This window comes from Desulfopila sp. IMCC35006 (assembly GCF_005116645.1).
Classification (GTDB): domain Bacteria; phylum Desulfobacterota; class Desulfobulbia; order Desulfobulbales; family Desulfocapsaceae; genus Desulforhopalus_A.
In genome coordinates this window covers 14,384-40,346 of sequence record NZ_SWCM01000022.1, presented here as the reverse complement: position 1 = coordinate 40,346, position 25,963 = coordinate 14,384, and the positions used below count along the sequence as shown (strand labels likewise).

Below are 25,963 nucleotides of genomic sequence, written 5' to 3'. Positions count from 1 at the left end.
TTTTACCGGTCTACAACACACATCTTCGCTCACAGCTGGTGTCGTGCAACATGCAGATGCTGTTCACGATTACAGAAGGTGGAGGAAAAACCAGAAACGGAGAAAATTATGGCAAGTGCAACAGTAAAAGACATGCTGAAAGCCGGTGTCCATTTCGGACATCAAACACGGCGTTGGAATCCCAAAATGAAGCCCTATATTTATGGGCCCCGTAACGGGATATATATTATCAATCTCGATGTAACTAAACGACTTTTTGATAAAGCATGTGATTTTATTATCGAAGAAGTGAAAAAGGGCGGATCGGTTCTTTTTGTCGGAACCAAACGCCAGGCTCAGGCGATTATCAGTGACGAAGCAAAACGTGCAGGTATGTTCTACGTTGATCATCGCTGGCTCGGTGGGATGCTGACCAATTTTCAGACCATCAAAAACAGTATTGATCGTTTGAAATCTATTGAATCCATGCAGGCCGACGGTTCCATCAATCGATTTCCGAAGAAAGAAATACTTCTCATGGAAAAAGAGCGAATCAAGCTTGAACGAAACGTTGGCGGTATCAAAAATATGCGCTCTTTGCCTTCAGTTATGTTTGTTGTCGATCCGCGTAAAGAAACAATTGCGGTAAGCGAGGCAAATAAGCTTGGTATTCCAGTCGTGGCCATGGCTGACACCAACTGTGACCCCGATAACATCGATTTCGTGATTCCTGGCAATGACGATGCTATCAGATCAATTCGTCTCATCAGTCTGCATGTGGCCGAAGCGATACTGACCGGCCAGGCTCTCCGCGATGGTGAAAATGCCTCAGAGGAAGCTATTGCCGCTTCAATGGGGGAAATGGACAGGGAAGAAGCTGGCGCTGCCGATGGTGACATCGCAGGTGATGCAGTTGAAAGCGAAGCATAATCTTTACCCGAGCCTGTCAGGTTGGGTTTCAGAGACTGAGGATTAATATTCTTGTGTTTTTTACAGGAGCATTATTTCGTACAGGAACGTATCCCCGCTAAAGCACGGGGACTGAAAAGAGCGCCCCGCTGGGGCGAACTGAACCGGGTCCCGAAATGCTTTGTAATGGGACTCGGTGAAAGCAAGAGTCGTTGATGAAAAGGGGCTGTCTTGTGACTGCCCCTTTTTCGTATGTAATGTCTAGAATCATTTTTCAATACAAGCCCTCCGGGATGCACTGAAAAAAATATTACTCTCATATAAGTCAAAGGAGATTTACCATGGCGATTACAAGTAAGATGGTAAAGGACCTGCGTGATAAAACACAAGCGGGCATGATGGATTGTAAGAAAGCCCTTGAAAAGACTGATGGCGATATGGAAAAAGCAGTTGATTTGCTTCGTCAGAAAGGATTGGCCGTAGCAGCAAAAAGGGCAGGGCGGGCGACAAGTGAAGGGGTTATTGAAACGTATATTCATGCCGGGGGCAAGCTCGGGGTGATGGTGGAATTGGGCTGCGAAACAGATTTCGTCGCCAAAAACGACGATTTCCGTGAATTTGCCCGGGATTTGGCAATGCATATCGCTGCAACCAATCCAGTTGCAGTCAGCAGGGACGAGGTTCCGGCTGAAGTGATCGCCCGGGAAAAAGAAATCTATGTTCAGCAGGCCCTTGATTCTGGCAAACCTGAAGCAATTGTCGAGAAGATGGTTGCCGGCAAGGTAGAAAAATTTCTCGCCGACATTGTGTTGCTGGAGCAGAAGTTTGTCAAAAACCAGGATTTATCCATCCAGGATATATTGAACGAGCTTGTTGGCCGGATCGGTGAAAATATCTCGATCAAAAGATTTGCCCGTTTCCAGGTAGGCGTAGAATAACATCCTGATAGTATTTCTCCGGCAGGTAGTCTGCAGTTGACTACCTGCTCGTAAAACCAGTCTTCGTCTCGATAAATATCTTTCAAGGAAAATACTATGACCAACAAGTTACAGTACCAGCGAATACTGCTGAAACTCAGTGGTGAGGCGCTCATGGGAAATGATGCCTATGGTATCAACACTAAAGTACTTGAGTTTGTTGCGGATGAAGTCAAAGAAGTAGTAAAGACCGGCGTGGAGCTGGGTCTGGTGATTGGCGCGGGGAATATTTTCAGGGGAGTTGCCGGGGCAAGCAAGGGGATGGACCGGACTACCGCTGATAATATGGGCATGCTGGCCACGGTCATGAACAGCTTGGCCATGCAGGACGCCCTGGAAAGAGCTGGCGTCATCACCCGGGTCATGTCGGCTATTCCCATGCAGTCAGTTTCCGAACCGTATATCCGGCGCAGGGCCACCAGACATCTTGAAAAAGGCAGAGTCGTCATTTTTGCGGCGGGAACGGGAAATCCCTATTTTACAACTGATTCGGCAGGTGTCTTGCGGGCTCTGGAAATCGATGCCGATCTCGTTATAAAAGCAACCAAAGTTGATGGCGTGTACGACAAGGACCCTGTACTATATCCTGAAGCCATAAAATTCGATCGGCTTACCTACGATGATGTCCTGCAGAAAGGTTTGAGAGTTATGGATGCCGCAGGCATCTCCCTGGCCAAAGAAGACAAACTGCCTATCATGGTTCTGGATATGTCGGTCGCCGGCAATATAAAACGTGCCGCCATGGGTGAAAATGTCGGTACGCTGATAACATCATAAATCCTGATCGAACAACTGATCTACAGCAGAGGTGAAATCATGAATGAAGTGATCCTGGAAGCGTCCGACAAGATGGAAAAAAGTGTCGAAGCTTTTAAAAGCGAGTTGGCAAAGATCCGTACCGGAAGGGCGTCTTTATCAATTCTGGATGGTATAATGGTTGATGCCTATGGCAGTTCCATGCCTCTTAATCAAGTGGGGACGATCACCATCCCGGAAAGCAGACTGATTGTCGTTCAACCTTGGGACCCGCAAATGCTGCCGGCCATCGAGAGAGCCATTCAGAAATCCGGCATAGGACTGAATCCTATGGGCGATGGGAAAGTTATTCGTCTGAATATCCCTCAACTCACCGAAGAACGCCGTAAAGAATTGGTGAAATCGGTCAGAAAGATTGCTGAAGAATTCCGCGTGGCCATTCGCAACATTCGTCGAGATGCCATTGAGACGCTGAAGAATCAGAAAAAAGATAAGGAAATTTCCGAGGACGAACTCTTCAAATTCCAGGATGAAGCTCAAAGCGAAACGGACATGTATGTTAAAGAAATTGATGAAGTGACCGCTCGCAAAGAAAAAGAAGTCATGGAGGTATGATATCCTCCTGCTGTTATCATTAATTTTTCTCAACATTTCATCATAGGCCTGGTATGTCCACCACTCTCCCACTTGATTTGCACCGACTTCCGCGCCACGTTGCCATTATTATGGACGGCAATGGGCGATGGGCGCAGAGGAAAAGACAACCCAGGCTGTTTGGCCATAAAGCCGGCGCAGAATCGGTTCGGGAGATTGTTGAAGCGTGTCGCGAAATCGGCATCGAGTATCTTACCCTGTATGCATTCTCATCGGAGAATTGGCGCCGACCTGCTCAGGAAGTTACCGGTTTAATGAGTATCCTGAAAAAATACCTTGAGGCTGAGCTCCCCCGGATGTTGAAAAATGATATCCGCCTCCTGTCAATCGGTGACAGGCAGCGCCTGCCTGAAGCGGTTCGAGCGGCACTGGAACAGAGCATTAAAGAGACGGCCGGCAATAGTAAACTCACCCTGAATCTTGCTCTCAGCTACGGCAGTCGCGACGAGATCGTTCGGGCGGTAAGAACGATAAGTTCCCGATGTGTACAGGGTGACATGAGCCTGGAGCAGATTACCGATCAGTCTATTAGTGAAAATCTTGATACCCGTCTGCTTCCGGACCCGGACCTGATGATCCGTACCGGCGGCGAGGCAAGGTTGTCTAATTTTCTGCTGTGGCAATTATCCTACGCTGAAATATATTTTACTGAAATCATGTGGCCGGATTTCCGAAAAGAGGCGTTCCTGCAGGCACTTTCAGAATACCAGTCTCGGGAGAGGCGGTTCGGGCGCACAGGGGAGCAGCTGAATTCTGTATAGACTATGAAACGTATTGTCCCCGGGTTGTTCATTGCTGGTTTCTGGCTTCTCCTGCTGCTGAAAGGGTCGATACTCCTTTTTTGTCTGGCGATTATTCTTATCGTACTGGTAGCGGCCGCTGAGTATGTCAAAATGGTTGATGTGCGGCCGACATCTCTGCTGGAGCGTTGGCTACTGCACGTCGCTGTAGCCGCACCGGTGATTGTCACCTGCCTTTATCCGTATGCCGACGCCCTCTTGGGCGCCACTCTTGGTTCTTTTTTGCTCCTGACCGGTTATTTCCTGTATCGCTACAAAAACATCGACCAGAGTTATGACCTTTTCTGCCGTCTGGTTTTCGGTATACTCTACGTTGGCGTACTTGGCGCACACCTCGTCCTGCTTCGTTTTATGCCGGAAGGCGGGAGTTGGTTGGTCATAGCTTCTGCGATAACTGCGTGTTCCGACACCGGTGCTTATTTTGTCGGCAGGTCTCTCGGCAAGAGGAAACTTTGCCCAAGTATAAGCCCTAATAAAACGGTGGAGGGGGCAATAGGGGGTGTCTTGTGCGGCCTTGTAGGGGCACTCTTTTTTGCCGCTCTGCTGCTGCCGGCATGTAACTGGTTCTTTCTTACAGGCGCCGCTGTTTTCCTGGCCGGCGCCGGAATAGTCGGAGATCTCACCGAATCGATCATAAAAAGGGGTACGGACACCAAGGATTCCGGCAGTTGTCTGGCCGGGCATGGCGGGGTGCTGGATCGTGTTGATTCTCTGCTGTTCGTTTGTCCGATACTCTATTACCTTCTGGCTTTCCCGGTGTTATAATGCGGTGTATTTCTTTATTGGGTGCGACGGGGTCTATCGGCGTAAATGTGCTCGATGTTATCCGTCAGTTTCCTGATCTGTATAAGGTGGTTGCCATGGCCGCCGGGACGAATGTTGCACGACTTGCCGAACAGGTGAAGGAATTCAAACCTGAATTAATTTCCGTAGGCGATGCACAGCTGGCACGTGGTCTGCGGTTGCTGTTGCCTTCTGCGTATCACGATAGAATCGTCCATGGTACTGAGGGAAATATTCAGGTGGCGGCTTTTCCATCGGCTGATCTTACCGTTTCGGCTATTGTCGGGGCAGCCGGGCTGCTGCCAACCCTTGCCGCTATTGAGGCCGGCAAGGACATTGGACTTGCCAATAAAGAGACACTCGTCATGGCGGGCAGGATAGTCATGACTGCAGTTGCCCAAAAAGGAATCAGGCTGTTGCCCGTCGATTCTGAACATTCCGCTATTTTTCAGGCCCTGGAAGCGGGGCGCAGAAAAGATCTGCGGAAAATTATTCTCACCGCCTCCGGCGGACCTTTTCGCGGCATGCGCCTCGATCAGTTACAACATGTTTCCAGGGAGCAGGCGCTGAATCATCCCAACTGGAGTATGGGACGCAAAATTTCTATTGATTCCGCGACGCTTATGAACAAGGGGTTGGAGGTTATTGAGGCAAGATGGCTTTTTGAAGTGGCCGGCGATGCAATTGAGGTCGTCGTTCATCCCCAGTCCATTGTCCATTCACTGGTCGAATACAATGATGGTTCTGTTCTGGCGCAGCTTGGTATTCCCGATATGCGCATTCCAATATCCTACGCCCTTTCCTATCCCGCCAGGCTGCCTTTGGCGCTGCAGCCGCTGAATCTCGCCCGGTGCGGCAACCTGGAGTTTCTCGAACCCGACTACGACAGTTTTCCCGCATTGAAACTGGCTTTCTCAGCACTCGAGAGTGGTGGCGTGCTCCCGGCTGTCCTGAATAGTGCCAACGAGGTGGCGGTTTCCGCATTTCTCGATGGGAAGATAACTTTTCCACAAATTGCGGAGACAGTTGCCCGAACAATGGATATTGTACATCAGGGAAGTGAGAATATTCTTGAAGATATCCTTGGAGCGGATGGTGCAGCCAGACGGGAAGCCCATTGTCTTATTGAGAATATTCATTGAGCTTCATTCAACGACGTTGCTGAGTACCTGCGACGTTTAATCTATATCTGTTTTACATTATGACTACATTATTTTCGTTTATTCTGGTTCTCGGCCTGCTGATCTTTGTTCATGAGCTGGGCCATTTTCTTTTTGCCAAATTATTTGGCGTTCGGGTGTTGAAATTTTCTCTGGGCTTTGGACCGAAAATCGCCGGAAAAGTAATCGGCGAAACCGAATACGTCATTTCTGCCTTTCCGTTGGGCGGCTTTGTCAAGATGTTCGGTGAAAATCCGGACGAACAGCAGATTGCCGATGCAGACAAAAAAGGTTCCTTTGCGCATAAGGCCGTCTGGCAGCGATTCATGGTTGTTTTGGCCGGTCCGCTTTTTAATCTTCTTTTTGCGCTGCTGCTCTTTTTTCTGGTGTTTACTTTCGTCGGTATTCCGACATCTGTCGATACCACGCGAATCGGCAAAGTGAACGATGACTCACCTGCGGCCATGGCCGGAGTGCAGAAAGACGATGTGATAGTCTCCATTGATCAGAAAGAGACGCATGGCTGGATGGATGTGCTGGAAGCAGTGAAAAATAGTCAGGGTAAGCCCATCCATATGGTTGTGGATCGGGCCGGTGCCAGAGTGAATTTGGAGATGGCCCCGGCGATCGATGCGGTTAAAAATATTTTCGGCGAAGAAGTCGAACAGCGCTATATGATCGGCATCATGAAAGCCGATGAACTCACCTACGAAAAAAGCAATATTATAGGGGCAATACAGAGTGCGTGTCGTCAGACCTGGATGTATATGTCTCTGACAGTTATGGGCTTTGTGAAAATTATCCAGCGCGTTGTCCCTGCCTCGGAGATAGGCGGTCCTATTCTCATCGCCCAGATTGCCGGGGAACAGATGAAGGCCGGATGGATGAATCTCATTTATTTTATGAGTCTGCTCAGTGTCAACCTTGGCATTCTCAACCTCCTGCCAATTCCGGTTCTGGATGGCGGTCATCTGGTCTTCCTGACGATCGAAGGGCTGCGGCGAAAACCGATGAACGAGCGGGCGCAGATTGTGGCGCAGCAGATAGGTATCGGTCTTCTCGGGTCGCTGATGATCTTTGTGTTCTACAACGATATCGTCAGGCTCTTTCATTGATGGATTTCGACCATCCGCTGATACTGTCGATGGACACGGCAACTGCCTGCAGTGCAGTCGCCCTGACTTCCGGGACGAGAAAAGACGGGAAAGTGCTGGCCTCGCTCAGCCTCACCGGCAATGTGACGCATTCCCGGCGACTGCTGAAGGCAATCGACTACCTGCTGCAGGAAGCCAGGATCGGCTGGTCGGAGATTGCCGGAATTGGGGTGAGTCTCGGTCCAGGCAGCTTTACCGGCATCAGAATCGGCATGGCCACCGCCAAGGGGCTGGCGGCAGCTGCCGGAAAATCTTTATACGGCATCTCCAGTCTTGATTCGCTTGCTGCAAAATGTTCTACTTCGCAACTCATTTGTGCGGTTGTCGATGCGCGAAAAAAAGAGGTATATTCAGCATTCTATCGTTGCAATAATGATGGGCTGGCCGTACGAATCAGCGATATGTGCGTTGTGGCACCGGAAAAACTCGCTGCCGGGATAACCGAACCGGTTGTCATGATCGGTGACGGAGTTATGGAATATGGTGCGCTGTTTGAAAAACTGCTCGGGGAAAGGGTTGTTTTTGCGCCAGCCATGCTGCATGAACTTTCCGCTGCATCACTTGGTATGCTCGCCGGGGAAAAACTTCTTGCCGGAGACGCCCTCGATGTGGCTGAAGCGGTGCCCCTCTATATCCGCAGCTCTGATGCCGAGCTTAACCTGATGCAGAAAAAAATTACTGTGCCGGAATAACATCTCGATAGCAAATGATTATCAGAAACAAAACACGGCAGATAAAAGTCGGCGGTGTCGCCGTAGGCGGTGACAGTGTCATCAGTGTGCAGTCGATGACCAACACCGATACCAAAAATGTCCCCCTGACCGTTGACCAGATTCACCGGCTGCAGGCCGCCGGCTGTGATATTGTCCGGGTGGCAGTTCTAGACCCTCAGGCGGCAGCGGCAATTCGGCCTATCCAGGATGAAATTACTATTCCCTTGATTGCCGATATTCATTTTGACTATCGACTGGCCATCGCCGCCATGGAAAATGGGGCTGATGGAATCAGGATTAATCCCGGCAATCTGGGTGGTGAAGAGAAAATTGCCCTGGTTGTCGACGCGGCAAAACAGCATGGGGTACCGATCCGCGTCGGGGTAAACAGTGGATCCATAGAAAAAGATCTGCTGCAAAAACATGGCTATCCGACTCCGGATAATACTGCAGCCCTGATCGAAAGTGCCATGCGCAATGTCCGGCTGGTGGAAAAACATGGCTATAATGCGATAAAAATATCCATCAAATCAGCGGACGTATTGACGACAATCAACGGTTACCAGCAGCTGGCGAAGATAACCGACTACCCGCTGCACCTAGGGGTTACCGAAGCTGGTGGACTGATTGCCGGTACCGTCAAATCGAGTGTTGCCCTGGGCATTCTTCTGAGCCAGGGCATTGGGGATACGTTTCGCATCTCTCTCACCCGTGATCCGGTGGAAGAGGTGCGGGTCGGCTTTGAGCTCCTGCGAGCGCTGAAAATCCGTGAGCGCGGACCGGAACTGATCTCCTGTCCCACCTGTGGGCGCACCCAGATCGACCTGTTCGGGCTGGCGGAAGAAGTTGAACGATATGTCCAGACCATGGAGAGTCCACTGAAAATAGCAGTGATGGGGTGTGTCGTCAATGGTCCCGGGGAAGCGAAGCAGGCAGATATTGGTGTTGCCGGCGGTAATGGTGTCGGTATAATTTTCAAGAAAGGCGAAATCTGGCAAAAGGTTCATGAGGATAAACTGTTGGAAGTCTTTATGGCCGAGTTGAAAAAGATGGAAGAAGAGGGGCAAAAAAAATAATATGCGCTATTCACAGACACTGTTACCAACTTTAAAAGAAACACCTGCCGAAGCGGAAGTCATCAGTCACAGACTGATGCTGCGGGCAGGTTTTATTCGTAAGCTCACCGCCGGTGTTTACACCTACATGCCCATCGGTCTTGCGGCTATCCGCAAGGTTGAAAATATTGTCCGCGAGGAGATGAACCGTGCCGGTGCCCAGGAACTGCTCATGCCGATGGTCCAGCCAGCCGATCTATGGGTTGAGACCGGACGGTATGAAAAATACGGGCCGGAATTGCTGCGTTTTCGGGATCGTCATGACCGGGAATCATGCCTTGGACCGACCCATGAAGAGGTGATCACTGATATCGCCCGTAAGGAATTACACTCCTACCGGAATCTGCCGATTAATCTGTACCAGATTCAGACCAAGTTCCGCGACGAGATTCGGCCGCGCTTTGGCCTTATGCGGGGCCGCGAATTTATTATGAAAGATGCCTATTCCTTTGATGTAAGCGATGAGGCTGCCGGACTCTCCTATCAGAAGATGTTTGACGCCTACAAACGAATCTTTACCCGCTGCGGTCTTTCCTTTCGGGCAGTGCAGGCCGATTCGGGCGCAATCGGCGGCAGTTTCTCCCATGAGTTTATGGTGTTGGCCGATACCGGAGAAGATACTATTGTTGTCTGTAAGAATTGCGAATACGCCGCCAATATGGAAAAAGCGGTTGTCAAACTGGTGCCGGTCAACCATGAGGCAGCTCCCGGCCAGATGGAAAAAATCGAGACTCCCGGCAAGCGAAAGGTCGATGCCGTTTGTGACTTTTTAGGTATCGAACCTCGCCAGCTGGTAAAAACAATGGTGTTCAAGGCAGACGGCAAGCCGGTTGGCGTGCTGGTTCGCGGGGATCGTGAAGTCGAGGAGGTGAAGCTGAAAAACCTGCTTGGCGCAGCCGATATTGAGCTGGCCGACGATAAAGAGGTTTTCGATGCCACCGGAGTACCGACAGGTTATCTGGGACCGGTCGGTGTTGATTTACGTATCGTCGCCGATCAGGAAGTTGCCGCCATGCAGAATTTTTATGTCGGAGGCAACGAGAAAAATTATCATCTCAAAAACGTTAATCTGGGGCGGGATTTTCAGGTGGAGGCGGTGGCCGACCTGCGTCAGATCACCACCGATGATCCCTGTCCGGAATGCGGCGGTAAACTTGAAACAACGGAAGGGATCGAAGTCGGCCATGTATTTAAACTGGGCACCGGCTATTCCGAGTCGATGAATGCTACCTTCCAGGATAAAGATGGCCAGTCCAAACACTTTGTTATGGGCTGCTATGGCATCGGTGTCAGTCGAATTGTCGCCGCCGCAATCGAACAGAACCATGACGACAAGGGTATCATCTTTCCCGTTCCCCTGGCACCATATACCGTCATTATCGTCAATCTGGGCGGCAGTGATGAGACGATCAACTCTGCGGCTGAAAAACTTTACCAGGATCTTATGGCGGCGGGTCTGGAAGTGCTGTTGGATGACCGGGATGAGCGACCGGGCTTCAAATTTAAAGACGCCGACTTGCTGGGCATTCCGTATCGGGTGACAGTCGGAAAAAGTTTTAAGGAAAACGGTATGATGGAAATAAAGCATCGCAGAGACGGTGTTGTCGAAGAGCTGACACCGGAGGATACCATCGGGCGTTTAAAGACAGCAATTTTTGCCCAACTGACTAACTAACCGACCAGTTGTCCATGACCAATCCATCCACAGTAAACCCGAACGGGCTGAAAATTCTTGCGGGAAACTATCTGCACGGCGTCGATCTGTCACCGATAGATGAGGCGTGGGAAATCGTGTGCCGGGTCCACCAGGGACAACGGCATTTTTCCGGGGAACTGTATACTATTCATTTGCTGGAAGTCGCCTCCATGCTGGCGTCCATGCACCTTGATTTCGATACTGTTCTGGCCGGTCTGTTGCACGGGGTTTTGAAAGAAGGGGTGACCGTCAAGGAGCTTACCGATAAATTCGGCAAGGATGTGGCGGGCATTGTTGAAGGGTCGACGAAGATAACCAAAGTCACCTACAACAGTAAGCTGGCCAGTCAGGCGGACAACCTCCGGAAAATGCTGCTGGCTATTGCCACCGATATCCGGGTGTTGCTGGTGAAGCTGGTCGACAGATTACTCGATATGTTCCTGCTCGATATGGTCGACCGGGAGCAGCAGCTGGACATGGCCAGGGAGACCATGGATGTCTATGCCCCTTTGGCCAGCCGACTCGGTATCGACTGGCTCAAGCGTGAACTCGAGGACCATGCCTTTAAATTTTTATATCCGGAAGAACACTACAATCTCTCGCATACAATGGAGAGTTCTCTTGATGAGCGGCAGCGATATGTCGATGAAGTCATCGCCATCCTCCATGAAAAGCTGGCAGAAAGCAATATCACGCCCATCCGGATCATTGGTCGTCCCAAGCACCTTTATTCCATCTACAAGAAACTCATCGCCCAGAACATTTCCCTTGACCGGGTCTATGATAAGGTTGCCTTCCGGATCATCGTCGAAACGGTGAACGAATGCTATGAGGCGCTTGGCACTATCCACGCCAACTGGTCGCCGGTACCCGGACGAATCAAGGACTTTATATCTGTTCCCAAGGCCAATAATTACCAGTCGATGCATACCACGGTTGTTGGCCCCCGTGATCACTTTATCGAGATCCAGATTCGTACCGACCAGATGGACCGGGTTGCCCAGGAAGGGGTTGCCGCCCACTGGGCCTATAAAGAGGGACAGAAGGTCAATAAGAACGACGCCAAGCTTTTTCGGGAGCTGAAAAAACTTGTCACCTCTCTGCAGGACGTTGAAGATCCACGAGAATTTCTCGACAGCCTGATCGGTGAACTGTACGATCCCGAGGTGTATGCCCTGACCCCGACAGGCGAGGTCAAGGAATTTCCTCTTGGCAGCTGCCCCATTGATTTTGCCTATTCTATCCATACCGAGGTTGGTGACCACTGTGTTTCAGCGAAGGTCAACGGTCGGCAGGTACCGCTCAAATATCAATTGCAGACCGGTGATATCGTTGAGATCGTCACCTCGCCCACGCAGGTTCCCAGGCGGGGGTGGCTGGATCTGGTCAAGACCAGCCGGGCGAGGACCAGGATTCGCTCCTGGCTGCGGCGTGAAGAAAAAGAAAAGGCCCTCAAGCTTGGTCGGGAAATCTGTGAAAAAGAGATCAAGAAATATGACACTTCGCTCAAAAAAATTATTAAAAGTGGTCATATTCGCCTCATACTCAAGCAGTTGCATTGCAACTCGCTGGATGATCTGCTGGTCAAGGTCGGCAGCGGGGCAATCACCGTCCAGAATCTGATCAAAGGACTTCAGCCAGCCGAACTCCGTAAAGAGAACGAGCCCGTTGCGACCGACCTGCCGCCGGAAGAACTGGCCAGCCGCATGGTGAATCAGCATGTCAGCGAAGATGGTAAAGATATATCCGGGGTAACCATTGATGGCATCGACGGTATGCTCGTTAAAGTGAGTCAATGCTGCCGTCCGCTGCCGGGGGATCCGATCGTCGGCTTTATCACGATGGGGCGGGGAGTCTCGGTGCATAAGTCAAATTGTCACAATCTGCTCAGTTCCGATCCCAAGCGATGGATCGATGTCTCCTGGTCCGGTATCGCCGAGAAAAATTTCAAAGTCGGCATCCATGTCAGTGCAGAAAACAAACGGGGCATCTTTTCTGAAATCAGCAGTTCCATCAATCTTGATAATGCCAATATCGTTGATATTTCCGCTCACACCACCCCGATGGATCAGGCGGATATGACAATTTCACTGGAGGTGGAAAACCTCGATCATCTCAATGTCCTTATGCAGCACCTCCGGCAACTGCCGGCGGTCATTAATGTGCGCAGACTGTAGCGGCTGGAAAAGGGTTGTGGTGACGGAATGAAGATCGTTTGTGGTGTCTGCGGCAATACCAGAGAGGACTCGGGCCTGGTCTGCCCCTTTTGCGGCAGTAAAGATGATGCCGCCGGACTTAAAAAAAAAATTGTTTATGTGCATAAAACAGTCAATCTCGAGGCGGGGCGGCCGCTGGCGGATGCTGCCCTGCGGCGATTGCATGAAGTACTTGATGATTCGGCCAGAAATAATATCAGTGTACTGACCTTGATCCATGGTTATGGCTCGAGTGGTAAGGGTGGGGTGATCCGAACGGAATGCAGAAAAACCCTTGATTTCTTTAAGACGAAAGGGTTGATCAGCGATTTTATCCTCGGGGAGGAATTTAACAAACGCTCGGGAGCGGTCAGGTCTCTGCTTCGGCGTTATCCTCAACTTGGAACCGATAAACACCTGAACAAGGGCAACCGGGGTATTACCCTGGTGATATTCACTTTTGCTTTGCTGGCGCTGCCCAGGCTGCTTCTAACAACAATCTGTAACGCGACTCTGTGGTCGTAAATGTGGTAAAATATAAAACTTCTTAGGAGGAGTTTCTGATGAAAAAATATTTGGTGTCGGCAGTTCTTGGACTATGTATTGCATTACCTGCCGTGTCACAATCTGCACCCCCAGCGAGTTTTGAAGAAAAGATCAGCTATAGTATGGGATTTGAAGTCGGTAATTATTTTAAGGGAGCTGGTGGAGATATTCAGCAGAAATTTCTGGTCCAGGGTATTGAAGATGCCTACAAGGGAGAAAAACCAGCATTGACTCCTGAAGAGATGCAGACTATCCAGAAAGAATTCGCCCAGAAGATGCAGGCCAAGCAGAAAGTCAAGATGGAAGAAATGAAAGCTGCGAACCATGCTGCCGGGGTAAAATTTCTCGAAGAAAATAAAAAGAAAAAGGGAGTGACGGTCACGACCAGTGGTTTGCAGTATGAGGTCCTGAAACAGGGGAAGGGAGACAAAGCCAAGCCGACCGACAAGGTAAAGGTTGAATATACCGGGACGCTGATCGATGGGACCGAATTCGATAGTACCAAGGCGCATGGGGAACCTGCCCAGTTCCAGGTTGACCAGGTTATAAAAGGGTGGTCAGAAGCACTCCAGTTAATGAATGTGGGCACTAAATTACATCTGGTCATCCCGGCAGAACTGGCCTACGGGGAAAATGGTGCTGCTCCGAAAATTCAGCCGAACTCTGTTCTTGTTTTTGATGTCGAGCTGCTTGGCATCGAGAAGTAAAAAGCCCTTAAAAGTAGCTGCAGCATAAAAAGGCCGTTCGGGATATTCCGGGCGGCCTTTTTTTTTCATTGCCGGGCTATCGATCATTTTTTATAAGCAGAAAAATACCGGTGCAGGAAAAAACAAGGTGTATGCTGAGCGCGGCGATGACCGGGGAGAGATATCCGGCAATCGCCAGAGACTGCAGGGCTCCCCAAATACCCCAGGCGACAAAAGCAAGACCGCAACTTACCGGAATTGCCACCGAGAGATCCCGTCCCCATTTTCGATAGGAATAGAGCAGGATCGGCAACCCGAGTAAGAGCAATGGTATGCCGAGGAAAATATAGGAGATGCGGCCAAGAAAATTTGTCAGGGCGGCACTTTTTTCATAATCGGTCGTAGCTCGAGAGACTTCTTTATACAGCTTGGTAAGCGACAGCTCTGCCGCTTTATCGGCCGGGACAAGAAAGTCTTCAGGTTGCTCGGGTAATTTCAACTTGGTGGTTATAAAGTTGTTGATGCGGTAGTTATCATTACCTTCCTGCTGTTGAATCTGACCGTCGTTAAAAATCCAGCTGCTGTCTTCAGTGTGCCATATAGCGTCTGCAGCTGTGGTCAGTGTTTTTATATTATATTTTTCATCCCAACAGGAATAGGAGAAATTCTTGAATATGTATTCTTTAGGGTTGGGCCAGTCGAAGGAATAAAAACCCTCTTTTCCTTTGTAATAATAGCGGTTATTGCGCATAATCCCCAAAGGTACTTTGCCCTTGACCTCCTCGTACCAGATCCTGTTGGTCCTGGCAATGGTCGCAGGCAAGAGCCACTGGGCCGCTGCAAGAAAAAGCATGGTAAAAAGTACGGACCCGAAAATCAGCGGTCTGATGATCAGCCGAAGAGGGATTCCACCTGCCTTCAGGGCAGTCAGTTCATTGGTATGATTAAGAATACCAAGAGAAATGACCCCGGAGAGCAGAATAAATACAGGGCCAAGCTGATCGACGACAAAGGGAATTTTCAGGATAAAAAATTCAATAGCCAGGATGAGTGGTTTACCGGCTGCGTTGAAATCATCGATTTTTTCAAAAAAATCAACGAGCAGATAGATTGCTGAAAATCCGGCGTTGACAGTAAAGAAATATTTAACAAACTGACTCAGCAGATAGCGGTTAAGCAAATTCACGTAAGTGGCTCCAACTATCGAATAATGCGCTGACTGAGGAGAAATCCCAGGGCAACCATAGATATGCCAAGGAGATTACTTATCAACAAATAAGAAACGGCATGCAACGGTTCGCCTGCCTTCAAAAATTCCTCAGTTTCGAGAGCAAAGGTGGAAAAGGTCGTAAATCCACCGAGAAAACCGGTGAAAAGAAACAGTCTGAACTCACGACTTATATGATACCTGTCAAAAGTACTCCATAAAAAGCCGATCAGCAGGCAGCCAAGGAGGTTGGCCGCCAGGGTTCCGAGCGGAAAGTTTACCGGAGTCAATTTTTCAGCACAGATTGCTACTGCATATCTGGCTATAGCGCCAATGCCGCCGCCAAGACCAATGGCGAGTATTCCCTTCATAATTGATGCTCTACGCTTGACATTATTTTAAAGAGTACGATCGTTCAGATGTAGGTAACATTATCGTTTCCGTGCGTCAAGAACCGCCTTTACCGGAGGTGATGGAAAATACCCTGCCCTTGCAATTCCCTTGATCAGTGTGGTATGATCGAAAATTGTCGTGGTGTTACTATTACCCGGAAGTTTTAGCTATATTAGCGCAGCAGGAATTAATGGTAAGTCCTTTCCAGAAGAAAAATTTCTGAGAAGAAAGGTCAACCTGGCACATGGGGCACTGAAAAAATAACGTTTATCGGGGGCGCTGTTTCATGGCGTTCAACTGTTCTGTTCCTGCGGTTTTTCGTGAAGCTGAACAGATCTTTTTCAACAGGAGGTGGCTGGTTTTTGGATGCAATTCCCGATTTTACTCATCCTTCGATCAATATAAGTGAACAAGGTGAGGCGGGGCAGTTGCAGTATAAATGAACTCCTGGTAACTGCAGCTGCAGTTACCCGTCCGGGGAACCGACGACCGGGGTTTGTCTCTCAAACATGCCACTGTTATACCGTATATGGCTCGAAAACAAAAAAAAAATGATCCCCTCCTTTTGTGCAAACAGACGTACAAGAACACGGCTAAGGATCGTTTGCTCGCCTTTTGGAGCGTTTTTAGCAAGGACGATGAAGTCCTTGTCATCATTAACGCCGATCCGGATGCTCTCGCTTCTGCCTTAGCTGTTAAAAGGCTGCTGCGTTATAAAGTCAAAAGTGTGACTATAGCGCACCCCAATGAGATCCGCCGCCTCAACAATCAGGCGATGGTCAAGCGATTGAGGATCCCCATAGAACGGCTCAAGGATGTCAAGATCGATCATTACAGCAAAAGGGTAATGGTCGATTCCCAGCCCAATCATTTACCATGTTTTGAAAAAATTAAAATTCATGCGATTATCGACCATCATCCCGTGGCCGCAAAGTTCGACAGTGAATTTATTGATATTCGTCCGGAATACGGCGCCACTTCGACGATGGCCGTTGAGTATCTGCGGGCAGCCGGTATGACGCCTTCGGTGGCGCTGGCCACTGCACTGTTTTACGGCATAAAAGTCGACACGCAGGATTTTGAGCAGAAATCGGTCCTGGCTGATGGCATCTCCTTTCGCTATCTTTTTAACATCGCCAACCGGGATCTGGTCCGCAAGTTCGAGCTCACCGATCTGCGTCAATCCGAGCTAAAATATTTTTCTATTGCTCTGGCCGAGCTGAAATATTCCAAAGGACGCTACTACACGCACCTGGGGCGGGTCCGAAGTCCGGACGTTCTCGTCATTGTGGCTGATTTTCTTAATCACGTTGGAGAAATAGATTGGGTTTTTGTCTCCGGGGTGCATGGTGAAAAGCTCGTCGTCATCTTCCGGTGCGATGGATATCGGAAAAGTGCCGGAAAGTTGGCGGACAAAATTTTCGGGTCTCTTGGGTCGGCAGGCGGGCACAAGGGAGCGGCAAGAGCGGAGGTGCCTCTGAAAAATCTTCAGTTGGGCGATAAAGAGTTTACTTCCGATACGTTAAAGCGTTTTATTATGCGGCATATTTGAGAGAATCAGGGCGTTTTTCGCGTGTACCGGGGTGGCATTTTTGACACGGTTCAGCAATGCAGACTTGCGCGGAGGGCCACTTTTTTTTACCATAAGGCGAAGTTATTAGGTGAGGATGCGTTTGAGGCTCTTTGGAGTTGTTAGCATCCTTGTGTAGGTTTTTTCTGCTTAAGGTGCTCTCATGCTGAGACCTTCCACGCTGGCAATGATCCTGGCCGGTAGTAGAGTCGATGAGTTGAACGTCCTGACGTATTACCGTCCCAAATCGGCCGTTCCGTTTGGCGGAGTCGGCCGGGTTATTGATTTTTCACTCAGCAATCTGGTTAATTCCGGGATTGAACAGGTTGCTCTCCTCAGTCAGTATCACAGCTATTCCTTGATTAATCATATCGGTACCGGATCCGCCTGGGATATGATCGGACGTTTTCGTCATGTGTCCATACTCCCGCCTTTTCTCGGCTCGGAAGCCACCGACTGGTACAGGGGGCCGGCTGACGCCATCTACAAGAACCTGGAATTTGTCAAATATCACTGCCCTGAAGAGGTATTGATCCTGTCTGGAGACCACATCTACAAAATGGATTACCAGGACCTGATTGATTATCACACGGCAAAAGATGCCGATCTGACCGTGGCATTTACCAGAGTTCGCAAAGATGAAGCAAACAGGTTTGGCATCGCGCGACTGGATAATGAGGATGATACACGGGGCGGCAGGGTCGTCCAGTATTGGGAGAAACCGGCAGAACCTGAATCGGACTGGGCCTCCATGACCGTACTGTGTTTTAAACCGGAGGTGCTCTATAGTGCCCTGGAAAAAAACCAGGAGAGCGACTCGTATCATTTCGGCAAAGACATCATCCCGACATTGCTGGAGCAAAACCGAAAAGTTTACGGCTATAAATTCTGCGGCTACTGGGGGTATACCCGGACAATTGATGAATACTGGCAGTCGAATATGGATCTGCTCGGGGACAAACCTCTCATCGACCTGGAGAAGTGGGAATTTCGCACCAACCTCGAGCATCGGCATATTCGCGATAATGAGCCCGCCTTGCTGGGCGAGAAGGCAATTGTGCACAACAGCATGGTCTACAATGGCTGCAAGATTGACGGGACGGTCATTAACTCGATTCTTTTCCCGGGTGTTCATGTCAAAAAAGGGGCAGTGGTCGAAAATTCGGTGATTTTTTTCAGTAATGTGATCAATGATAACGCCCGGCTGAACAAGGTCGTCGCCGATGTGAACAGTAACTTCGGCAGGAATGTGATCGTGGGGCCTGATGCATGCGTGGCCGGAACGCCGGTGACGATGATCGGTTGGAACAACAAGATTCCAGACCATACCGTAATTGGCGAAGGAGCCACGGTCTATCCCCGCATTCCCAGCACCAACTGGCCTGTCAGCTTAAAACCGGGGGAGGTATTGCGATGAAAAGAGCAAAAGAAGCATTGGTGCTTATTCTCGCTGGTGGCGTCGGCAGCCGTCTCAATATCCTGGTGCAGAAACGGGCCAAGCCTGCGGTACCTTTCGGCGGAATTTATCGGATCATCGACTTCAGCCTCAGCAACGTTATGAACTCCGGCCTGAAAAGGGTAGGAGTGCTGACTCAGTATAAGCCCCTGTCCCTGATGAATCACCTCGGCATGGGTGAGGCCTGGGATTTTACCGGGAGAAGCAGAGGGGTGACGATTCTGCCTCCGCGTACCGGGGAGAAGGAGTATGATTGGTACCAGGGCACAGCTGACGCGGTGCGGCGGAACCTTGATTTTCTGGAATCTCATCCGGCCGAAGAGGTGGTGATCCTTTCCGGCGACCATATCTATCATATGGATTTTGATGCGATGATCGAATATCACCGCTCCAAAAAAGCGGATGTGACGATTGGCATGATGGTCGTGCCGAAAAGCGAGATGCATCAGTTCGGATCCGGAATCGTTGATAAAAATGACAGGATCATTGAATGGGAAGAAAAGCCCAAAGAACCTCGGACCAATCTGGCCTCCATGGGGATTTATGTTTTTGACTATCAATACCTTCGCAACACCCTGATGCGTGATAAGGATGAAATTGATTTCGGCATGCATATTCTGCCTCGGGCTATCGCCGAGGATAACGTTTTTGCCTATCCCTTTTATGGCTACTGGCGGGATGTCGGCACAATCCAGGCCTATTGGGAAGCCAATATGGATGTCTTAAAGAAAGAGAGCGGTCTCTCTCCGCAGATGTGGCAGATCCGGACCAATATCGAAACCGAGGGGCGGACGGCCGATCGTGCGCCGGCGCGTTTCGGCGCATCCTGTCATCTTGAAAGCTGCATGGTCTCCGCCGGCAGTATTATCCAGGGCTCGGTTATAAACTCGGTGCTGGCCCCGGGGGTGATTGTTGAGAAAGGAGCTGTTGTAAAAAACTCTATTCTTTTCGAAGACTGTATCATCAGAAAAAATGCGGTTGTCGATCTCGCCATTCTCGATAAAAGAGTTGAGGTGGGAGTCGGCGCAATAGTTGGTTTCGGAGAAAATTATACCGTCGCCAACCGGCTCAAGCCAAGCCACCTGTACACCGGTATCACTCTGATCGGTAAAGGCGCAGTAGTACCTGCCAAGCAGAAGATCGGCAGAAACTGCGTTGTCAACAGCAACATTACCGAAGACGCCTTCAATGGACAAACGATAGAGGATGGCGAATCGCTCTTTGCCGACGGTGAAGTTTCATAACCGGGCGACAGGTATCATCGGCTGTTCTGATTATAATTGTCAATCGCAAGGTTGAAAAAAGATTGCGCTTTGACAAATCTTGAGTATTATTCCGCCTGATTTTAACCATCAAAAAGTAGTACGCCCTCGTAGCTCAGGGGATAGAGCACAGGATTCCTAATCCTGGTGTCGCGCGTTCGATTCGCGCCGAGGGCACCAACAATATCAAGGGGTTATCCAGAGTTATTAACTGGTTATCCCCTTTTTTTGTGCGATTTGTTCCATTAGAGATTGCTTTTTTCTGCTTTCTTATTGTATTGTTTGATATAAAAGTGGAACAAAAATGGAACAAGAAATATTGGGAGCTCTACGCTATGGCACGCATTCAAACTCGCAAAGGAAAAAGTAGAACGACGTTTACGGCTACTGTACGAATTAAAGGTTTTACTCCAGTGGCCAGGACTTTCGACACGAAGGGCGAAGCGAAAAACTGGGCTGCTACAATAGAAAGGGAAATGCGGATGGGGAGATATCAGGATGTCCGTCCAGTAGAAAGGTTATTATTTTCTGAGGTGATAGAGAGATATCTGGAACAAGTATCAACAAAGAAGCGACCGAATTCGGAAATTAGGGATAGAATATCGGCAAAGGCAATTCTTGACGGTTTTGGTCAAGATCTCTCTCTGGTCGATATCAATGCGCAACGATTAGTGGTCTATCGCGATGCTCGTTTGAAAAGCGTCTCACCTTCTACTATTCAAAAAGAATTTGCCCTGCTCTCCCATCTATTCAATATTGCCCGACGTGAATGGGGTTTATCAGTTAATAATCCGGTATCGGAAGTAACTAGGCCAAAGGTTAGCAATAACCGGACTCGTTTTCTTACAATGGAAGAGGCTCAGAAATTACTTGATGTTGCCCAAACAAGTCAGAACAAAAAACTTTATCCCTATTTATTGCTCATGATGCACAGTGGGATGCGGCCAAGTGAAGCAGCTGGTTTAAAATGGGACGATGTAGATTTAGATGCAAGACTTGTTAAGCTCAAAATAACCAAAACTGACATGCGGTATGTCCCGCTCACCGAAGTGGCTGAAAAAGTTCTCCGTTCTATCCGCCCTATAGATGCTGGAAATGAAACCTTCGTGTTTCTACCTCAGAGTAGCCCTCTTTTAGAGAAAGCTCTTACTCGTCCAAGTCTATATTTCCGACGGTCATATAATACAGCCAGGGCCAAAGCCGGTCTTGAAGACGTACACCTCCATGACCTACGTCATACCGCTGCCAGTCATCTTCTTATGGCAGGAGTAGACCTCAGAACTTTAGCGGAAATATTAGGGCATAAGACCTTGCAGATGGTTCTTCGCTACACTCATCTTCTCAACGATCACAAGTTGAAAGCCGTTGATCGGATCAATTCTTTAGGATTGGAATAAGCGCTTTATCATCCGTAATCAATTCCGATCTGGGCCCGCATTAAATGAGAATAGAGCTGCTCTGTTCCTTCAGCATGGGTGGAAAAAGCTGGGCAGTAAGCTCAAGCTCGTCGGTTAGCCTCACGTTCAACTCCATTTTCTCAACTCAGTGATCAGTAATAGCTTTCCCCAGTCGATCCCGGATTATGAGACAGTGTTGTGGTGTATTGCAGAGTGCCTAACGATATTTTCTCCGTCAAAACATACGAATTCAAGTAAAAAATCGCGTCAGTCAAAGGTTCGTATATACAGACATAATGTCTGACAGGTACCAACACCGCCGCATCTTCTGTTAAAATAGATACAAACTCCACGTCACCAAACCTATTTTACGGAGGACAACCATGGGAACTAACCAAAGCACCAAGTTTATAGGCCTGGACGTACACAGAAAATCGATCTCATTAGCCTTGTGCAGAACTGAGATTAACGGAATTAAGAACAGCCAAGATTTCTTCCTAGTAAAGAAATCCGATGATGTTCCTGTGGTAACGCTTGCAGGGGATATCCAGTATTCGCACCGCAATATCACTTTTTCCCGGATGCATATAGAAGATCATCTTTGCCAGGGATTGTATGGCCGCCAATCGATGATTTCTGGTTCTGACCCCATTTCCCCGCTTTTTTTCCAGCCAACCAAAAAAGTCTACAATCAACTCCGGGGTGAGCTGCTCAAGTTGCAAAGAGTTGATGGGCATGCCAAGCGTATCCCTGGCAAAAGGTAGAAGAGAGAAAACGCATCACGATAGGCCTTGATCGTATTGGATCGTACCCTTTGATCCGTGGTAGATACTGCTCAAAAAAATGGTGCACACTGATTGTAAGTTTCATAGTCGTAATGGATACTTAATCATGAAATCAACGAGATTTCGGTGTTGGTCCGCATCGATCAGTTTGAGGTAGTAGATGGTATAGGTGTATTTTTTGTGTCCCATGTATACTGCAAGAAATACTGCAAGAACCGGCAGGGCATTTTGTGGTGAATCACCTCGTTCTTTTATCCGTCTGAGGGTATTGACTGCAAAAGAATGGCGCAACGAGTGTGGCGTAGTACCACTGATGTTAGTGTTCCCGATAATCTGTTTGGCTTGAGTGAGTCCTATAGCGCTGAGCTAATTGCACCCGCTTTTGCTGTGCTAATTTCATCCAGCCAGGGCGTTTATACGCATAAACACTCATCTCGGCGGGGTAGTATTCATGTATGTTTGGCGGGGTAACGGGATATGAAAACCATCATTTTGAATTGTGGATGAATGGGTGAAATTATCTCAGCGTTATAGGAGTCCGATTTCTTTTATTGCCAGGTGGAAATAGTTGCGAACCTGCTGTTTGTGCAAGCCCTTGTCTTGATCTCTGACCAGGAGATACGGGTTTTGATTATCCGCCGGCAGCAAGGTGTTGCGAAGTAAGAGATAATCCGATAGATGGTTTGCCACCTCCATTGGGCTGGGAATTAACTGATCTTTTCGGAACTTTGTCTTTCTCCTATGGATTGTTCTCTCGTCAGCCCTGAAATCCGTTACTTTTAAGAGCAGGGGCTCCGATATCCGTAAACCGCAGCGGGCCAATAGTTGCAGAGCCATACAACAACTCATATCCTTGAGAAAAAACGTTTGTTTTTCTTTACGGACTTGTTTCCAGGATACTTCGAGTAGATGTTCAATCTCCTGATCAGCGAAAATAAAGGGGATAATGTTGTTTCCCTTGAAACCGGGGATTCCCTCAAGCGGATTATAGTGACAGAACTCAATTCGCACGAGATATTGAAAAAAGCCGCGTAAGCCATAGATCACCCTGTTTATCGTATTCGGGTCTATTGCCAGATCTGTCCACATTTTCAGAAAGAACAGAGGTGTCAAGGCCTCAAGCGTGGTCACATTTTTCGTCACCATATACCGACCTAATAGTCTTAACCTGACCACTGCTTTCGCGGAATAGCCAAGGCTTTCCCAGTATTCGATGTATTGCTCCATCTGTGGTGCCAGGAAACTTTCAAACGAGTTCGCCAAGGATAACCCTCTTCATGAGTTTGAGATGAATATGGAGGTATCTGTTTGTTGCTTCAATGTCATCATGACCAAGCATTTCTTTGATTTCAAAGACGGAGATCCCAGCTTCCAGCAAATGCTGTGCATGGGTATGACGCAGCCAATAGGTGGTGGCCTCTTCAGGTAAACCGGCCTTTTGCATACAACTTTTTATGGCATAGCAAACAGTCGGGGAACTAACAGGTCTGTACGGACGACAACATTGAAGAGAAAGCTCGCTGCAATCATTTTTCGGACGGCCTCCGACCAGATAGGCCGCAATAGCTTTCAGTGTCTTTTGTGGAATCGGCATCGTGACCGGCAGGCCGGCCTTGCGGTATCTGATATTCATCTCCGCCTTGCTTGTGTCACCACCGATTAAAAATTGACCCACCGGAGGCCATTTCTCGGACCCACCCACTTTGTGGCACAATGGGTATTTAATGAAAACATTTTTCTTTCAAAGTCGCTCCCAATAAGGAACGAGGGAGTTTTAAAGGAAAATGTTGCAGCGCTACAACCACAAACGGTGGGTCAATTAATCGTCGGTGGGTGGGTCAAAAATGATCGGCGGTGACACTTGCTGAAACCAATATCATCCAGCGTCAATCTACTAATTTCCTGAGGGCGCAACCCCATGGTATAGGCTATATGAACCATGGCATAGGCCCGTAACTCAGCATGTGTTGCCGGTGTCATACTGTCAAAAAGTTGCTGGATTTCATCAGGACGCAAGAAACAGGGTGGTTTTACCTGATGGTATATTCGCGGTACTTTGAACAGTTCTGCATAATCTCGCTTGAGAACGTGGCGCTCACGGTAGAGATATCTCAGAAAGAGCTTGAAACAATTCCGGTTATATTTCTGGCTTTGCCGGGAATAAGATGCATTGTATTCCCGCTCAAAGGCGTCTATTTGTTCTATGGTTAGTGCAGAAAGGCTGAGATTATGGTGTTTGAGGTAGTGATCGAACGCTTCAAGAATTCGCCGTATATGTTGTACTGTTTTTTCTGTGTCGTAACGGGTAGTGGCGCAGTAATGCAGATAGTCCTCAAATATTTCCGGTAGCTTCGGTCTTGATTTTCTTGGAATGGGCTGGGTAATTTGCTTTTCGCGATACAAGAAGTTTGCCAGACCCCGAACCGCTCGTCGTCGTTCGATGCTGTTACCCTGCAGCATAAATTCTTTCAATATTTCAAGGGTAAATATCCCGTCCCACTCTTTTGCCTGTTGCTCTGCAAAGAGCCGGAAATCCTGGAGAAGCCTACATTGGATGTCGATGTTTGTATCCGGGAAACCCTGTTCGATTCGCTGCAGAAGATATTGTTCAATTGCCTGCAAGAGTCCTTTTGAATCGTTATGATTCATGGTCACGGCCTAATCGTCTGCGTATTATTTGCTTGATTGTGACAAGATCAAATATCTCCATATTGTCTCGATTCTGGAGCAACTTTGTAGGTTGAGTAACGGGCTTTTCGGCAAGGAGAGGACCTGAAAGAAGGTGTCGTCAAATGCGATCAGGTCTTTTTCTATCAACTGATCACGGACAACGATATAGTCATCCAGGGAAAGACAGAGTAAAGAACAGATCTTGTCATAGTGGTAATAGGAAAGCCCCTGGCGATCAGCCGCAAGTACCAGGAAAAAAATACAGGAGCAATTCATTTTGACTGAGGCTGGTAAAAAAACCACCTCTTAGAAAACGGTGGCCGATCCAGGCGAAGCTTCCATCTATCTTCCTTGTACGATCACAAACAAAGGATTTTCTATTGACCATGTGCTCCTCCAGAATGTCTGAATGATTCGATATTTAATATTGAATTCCGTCTCCCATAGCCCCGTCGGGGAAAATGTTCCACAACCACACCTTTTCCACCGCAAAAATGGCAAAAAGGGACGATAAACTGGTGATCTTGAGGTAACCTATCACGCTCGGGTGCAGGTGTAGAAGATGCATCAGCCACGTTTTTTTTATAAACGTGCATCCTTCGCATTCTTTGAGCTTGCCGGTGAGCCTCCCGGCTTCTTGTTGTTTGTCGATATCTTTGCTGTGCCAAACGGTGGGCTTCTCGCTGGGAATGGTGCCGACAGGAATCACGACAGTAGGCCTGCCCTCGCCAGCAACTCTGGCAGATATAAAATGTTCTGCCACACCGCCTGCATGAAACAGCCTTCAGTAAAAGGATTTCCATTCTTCCGTCTTGAATAAAAACGGAAGCCGTGATTATATGAAGTTGCTTGTTGGGCTTCCGTATTTACGGGATGTCTCTTGAAAGGCTCGAAGTGGCTGCTTCGGGCCTTTCGTTTGTTATCAGTACTTTCCCGTTATCTAACAAAAAAAGGAAGAAAAAGAAGAAAAGACAAAGAAAATTGAGGAAGAAAAGATAAATCTTTACAACTACAAAAACAGGGAAGAAAAACAAACAGAGAAGAAAAGGCGCAACATAACTGATCTCGCAACATAATTCCTGAACATACCTTGTAATCCC

25 protein-coding genes and 1 tRNA gene are annotated in these 25,963 nt (G+C 48.6%); 19 read left to right on the top strand and 7 right to left on the bottom strand.

The window, feature by feature from the left end; all coding sequences use genetic code 11:
- Positions 1-108 precede the first annotated feature (108 nt).
- The 14 genes from rpsB (at position 109) to FCL47_RS22665 (ending at position 14,144) form a co-directional block, all read left to right on the top strand.
- Positions 109-909 carry a 30S ribosomal protein S2 gene (gene rpsB / locus FCL47_RS22730; RefSeq protein WP_136816016.1) on the top strand — a complete coding sequence of 267 codons (801 nt, stop codon included), beginning with the start codon at positions 109-111 and terminating at the stop codon, positions 907-909.
- 320 nt (positions 910-1,229) lie between these two features.
- On the top strand, positions 1,230-1,826 hold the full coding sequence (gene tsf, locus FCL47_RS22725) for a translation elongation factor Ts (RefSeq protein WP_136816015.1): 597 nt from the start codon (positions 1,230-1,232) through the stop codon (positions 1,824-1,826).
- 96 nt (positions 1,827-1,922) lie between these two features.
- A complete protein-coding gene (gene pyrH / locus FCL47_RS22720; protein WP_136816014.1) occupies positions 1,923-2,642 on the top strand; it encodes a UMP kinase in 720 nt (239 codons plus the stop codon).
- A 39-nt stretch (positions 2,643-2,681) separates the two neighbouring features.
- Positions 2,682-3,236 (top strand): ribosome recycling factor, encoded by a 555-nt coding sequence (frr, locus tag FCL47_RS22715; RefSeq protein WP_136816013.1) that lies wholly within the window; start codon positions 2,682-2,684, stop codon positions 3,234-3,236.
- Between the two features lie 53 nt (positions 3,237-3,289).
- Positions 3,290-4,036 (top strand): isoprenyl transferase, encoded by a 747-nt coding sequence (locus FCL47_RS22710; protein WP_136816012.1) that lies wholly within the window; start codon positions 3,290-3,292, stop codon positions 4,034-4,036.
- A gap of 3 nt (positions 4,037-4,039) precedes the next feature.
- Entirely contained in the window at positions 4,040-4,840 is an 801-nt protein-coding gene (locus FCL47_RS22705) for a phosphatidate cytidylyltransferase (RefSeq protein ID WP_136816011.1), read from the top strand.
- Positions 4,840-6,000, top strand: coding sequence for a 1-deoxy-D-xylulose-5-phosphate reductoisomerase (locus FCL47_RS22700; RefSeq protein ID WP_136816010.1), 1,161 nt, complete (start codon positions 4,840-4,842; stop codon positions 5,998-6,000). The genes FCL47_RS22705 and FCL47_RS22700 overlap by 1 nt, the downstream gene beginning before the upstream one ends.
- A gap of 59 nt (positions 6,001-6,059) precedes the next feature.
- Positions 6,060-7,133 carry an RIP metalloprotease RseP gene (rseP, locus tag FCL47_RS22695; RefSeq protein WP_136816009.1) on the top strand — a complete coding sequence of 358 codons (1,074 nt, stop codon included), beginning with the start codon at positions 6,060-6,062 and terminating at the stop codon, positions 7,131-7,133.
- A complete protein-coding gene (tsaB, locus tag FCL47_RS22690) occupies positions 7,133-7,864 on the top strand; it encodes a tRNA (adenosine(37)-N6)-threonylcarbamoyltransferase complex dimerization subunit type 1 TsaB (protein WP_136816008.1) in 732 nt (243 codons plus the stop codon). Before rseP ends, tsaB begins: the two co-directional genes overlap by 1 nt.
- A gap of 14 nt (positions 7,865-7,878) precedes the next feature.
- On the top strand, positions 7,879-8,961 hold the full coding sequence (gene ispG, locus FCL47_RS22685; protein ID WP_136816007.1) for a flavodoxin-dependent (E)-4-hydroxy-3-methylbut-2-enyl-diphosphate synthase: 1,083 nt from the start codon (positions 7,879-7,881) through the stop codon (positions 8,959-8,961).
- A gap of 1 nt (position 8,962) precedes the next feature.
- Positions 8,963-10,675, top strand: coding sequence for a proline--tRNA ligase (locus tag FCL47_RS22680; protein WP_136816006.1), 1,713 nt, complete (start codon positions 8,963-8,965; stop codon positions 10,673-10,675).
- 14 nt (positions 10,676-10,689) lie between these two features.
- Positions 10,690-12,873 (top strand): bifunctional (p)ppGpp synthetase/guanosine-3',5'-bis(diphosphate) 3'-pyrophosphohydrolase, encoded by a 2,184-nt coding sequence (locus FCL47_RS22675; protein ID WP_136816005.1) that lies wholly within the window; start codon positions 10,690-10,692, stop codon positions 12,871-12,873.
- A 27-nt stretch (positions 12,874-12,900) separates the two neighbouring features.
- Positions 12,901-13,416, top strand: a complete 516-nt coding sequence (locus FCL47_RS22670; RefSeq protein WP_136816004.1) for a Smr/MutS family protein — start codon at positions 12,901-12,903, stop codon at positions 13,414-13,416.
- Between the two features lie 38 nt (positions 13,417-13,454).
- Positions 13,455-14,144: an FKBP-type peptidyl-prolyl cis-trans isomerase gene (locus tag FCL47_RS22665; protein WP_136816003.1), complete on the top strand. Its 690-nt coding sequence runs from the start codon at positions 13,455-13,457 to the stop codon at positions 14,142-14,144.
- A 76-nt stretch (positions 14,145-14,220) separates the two neighbouring features.
- On the opposite strand, the gene FCL47_RS22660 is transcribed toward FCL47_RS22665, so the two are convergent.
- Together FCL47_RS22660 and crcB are read right to left on the bottom strand one after the other, a co-directional pair.
- On the bottom strand, positions 14,221-15,309 hold the full coding sequence (locus FCL47_RS22660; protein WP_136816002.1) for an LptF/LptG family permease: 1,089 nt from the start codon (positions 15,307-15,309) through the stop codon (positions 14,221-14,223).
- A 14-nt stretch (positions 15,310-15,323) separates the two neighbouring features.
- Entirely contained in the window at positions 15,324-15,701 is a 378-nt protein-coding gene (gene crcB, locus FCL47_RS22655; RefSeq protein ID WP_136816001.1) for a fluoride efflux transporter CrcB, read from the bottom strand.
- Between the two features lie 551 nt (positions 15,702-16,252).
- Between crcB and FCL47_RS22650 the strand changes: the two genes are divergently transcribed.
- The 5 genes from FCL47_RS22650 (at position 16,253) to FCL47_RS22630 (ending at position 21,408) form a co-directional block, all read left to right on the top strand.
- Positions 16,253-17,275, top strand: coding sequence for a bifunctional oligoribonuclease/PAP phosphatase NrnA (locus tag FCL47_RS22650; protein ID WP_136816000.1), 1,023 nt, complete (start codon positions 16,253-16,255; stop codon positions 17,273-17,275).
- Positions 17,276-17,456: 181 nt separating this feature from the next.
- Positions 17,457-18,710 carry a glucose-1-phosphate adenylyltransferase family protein gene (locus FCL47_RS22645; RefSeq protein WP_136815999.1) on the top strand — a complete coding sequence of 418 codons (1,254 nt, stop codon included), beginning with the start codon at positions 17,457-17,459 and terminating at the stop codon, positions 18,708-18,710.
- Entirely contained in the window at positions 18,707-19,993 is a 1,287-nt protein-coding gene (locus FCL47_RS22640; protein WP_136815998.1) for a glucose-1-phosphate adenylyltransferase family protein, read from the top strand. Before FCL47_RS22645 ends, FCL47_RS22640 begins: the two co-directional genes overlap by 4 nt.
- Before the next feature lie 122 nt (positions 19,994-20,115).
- Positions 20,116-20,191: transfer RNA gene (locus FCL47_RS22635), tRNA-Arg, on the top strand.
- Positions 20,192-20,346: 155 nt separating this feature from the next.
- Positions 20,347-21,408 (top strand): site-specific integrase, encoded by a 1,062-nt coding sequence (locus tag FCL47_RS22630; RefSeq protein ID WP_136815997.1) that lies wholly within the window; start codon positions 20,347-20,349, stop codon positions 21,406-21,408.
- 497 nt (positions 21,409-21,905) lie between these two features.
- On the opposite strand, the gene FCL47_RS22625 is transcribed toward FCL47_RS22630, so the two are convergent.
- The 5 genes from FCL47_RS22625 to FCL47_RS22600 all read right to left on the bottom strand — a co-directional run bounded on the left by FCL47_RS22625 (position 21,906) and on the right by FCL47_RS22600 (position 25,626).
- A complete protein-coding gene (locus FCL47_RS22625) occupies positions 21,906-22,145 on the bottom strand; it encodes a hypothetical protein (protein ID WP_136815996.1) in 240 nt (79 codons plus the stop codon).
- A gap of 576 nt (positions 22,146-22,721) precedes the next feature.
- Positions 22,722-23,456, bottom strand: coding sequence for a tyrosine-type recombinase/integrase (locus FCL47_RS22620; RefSeq protein ID WP_136815995.1), 735 nt, complete (start codon positions 23,454-23,456; stop codon positions 22,722-22,724).
- Positions 23,440-23,868, bottom strand: a complete 429-nt coding sequence (locus FCL47_RS22615; RefSeq protein ID WP_255580809.1) for a tyrosine-type recombinase/integrase — start codon at positions 23,866-23,868, stop codon at positions 23,440-23,442. The genes FCL47_RS22620 and FCL47_RS22615 overlap by 17 nt, the downstream gene beginning before the upstream one ends.
- A 140-nt stretch (positions 23,869-24,008) precedes the next feature.
- A complete protein-coding gene (locus tag FCL47_RS22610) occupies positions 24,009-24,842 on the bottom strand; it encodes a tyrosine-type recombinase/integrase (RefSeq protein WP_136815993.1) in 834 nt (277 codons plus the stop codon).
- 442 nt (positions 24,843-25,284) lie between these two features.
- Entirely contained in the window at positions 25,285-25,626 is a 342-nt protein-coding gene (locus FCL47_RS22600) for a hypothetical protein (protein WP_136815992.1), read from the bottom strand.
- Between the last annotated feature and the right edge of the window lie 337 nt (positions 25,627-25,963).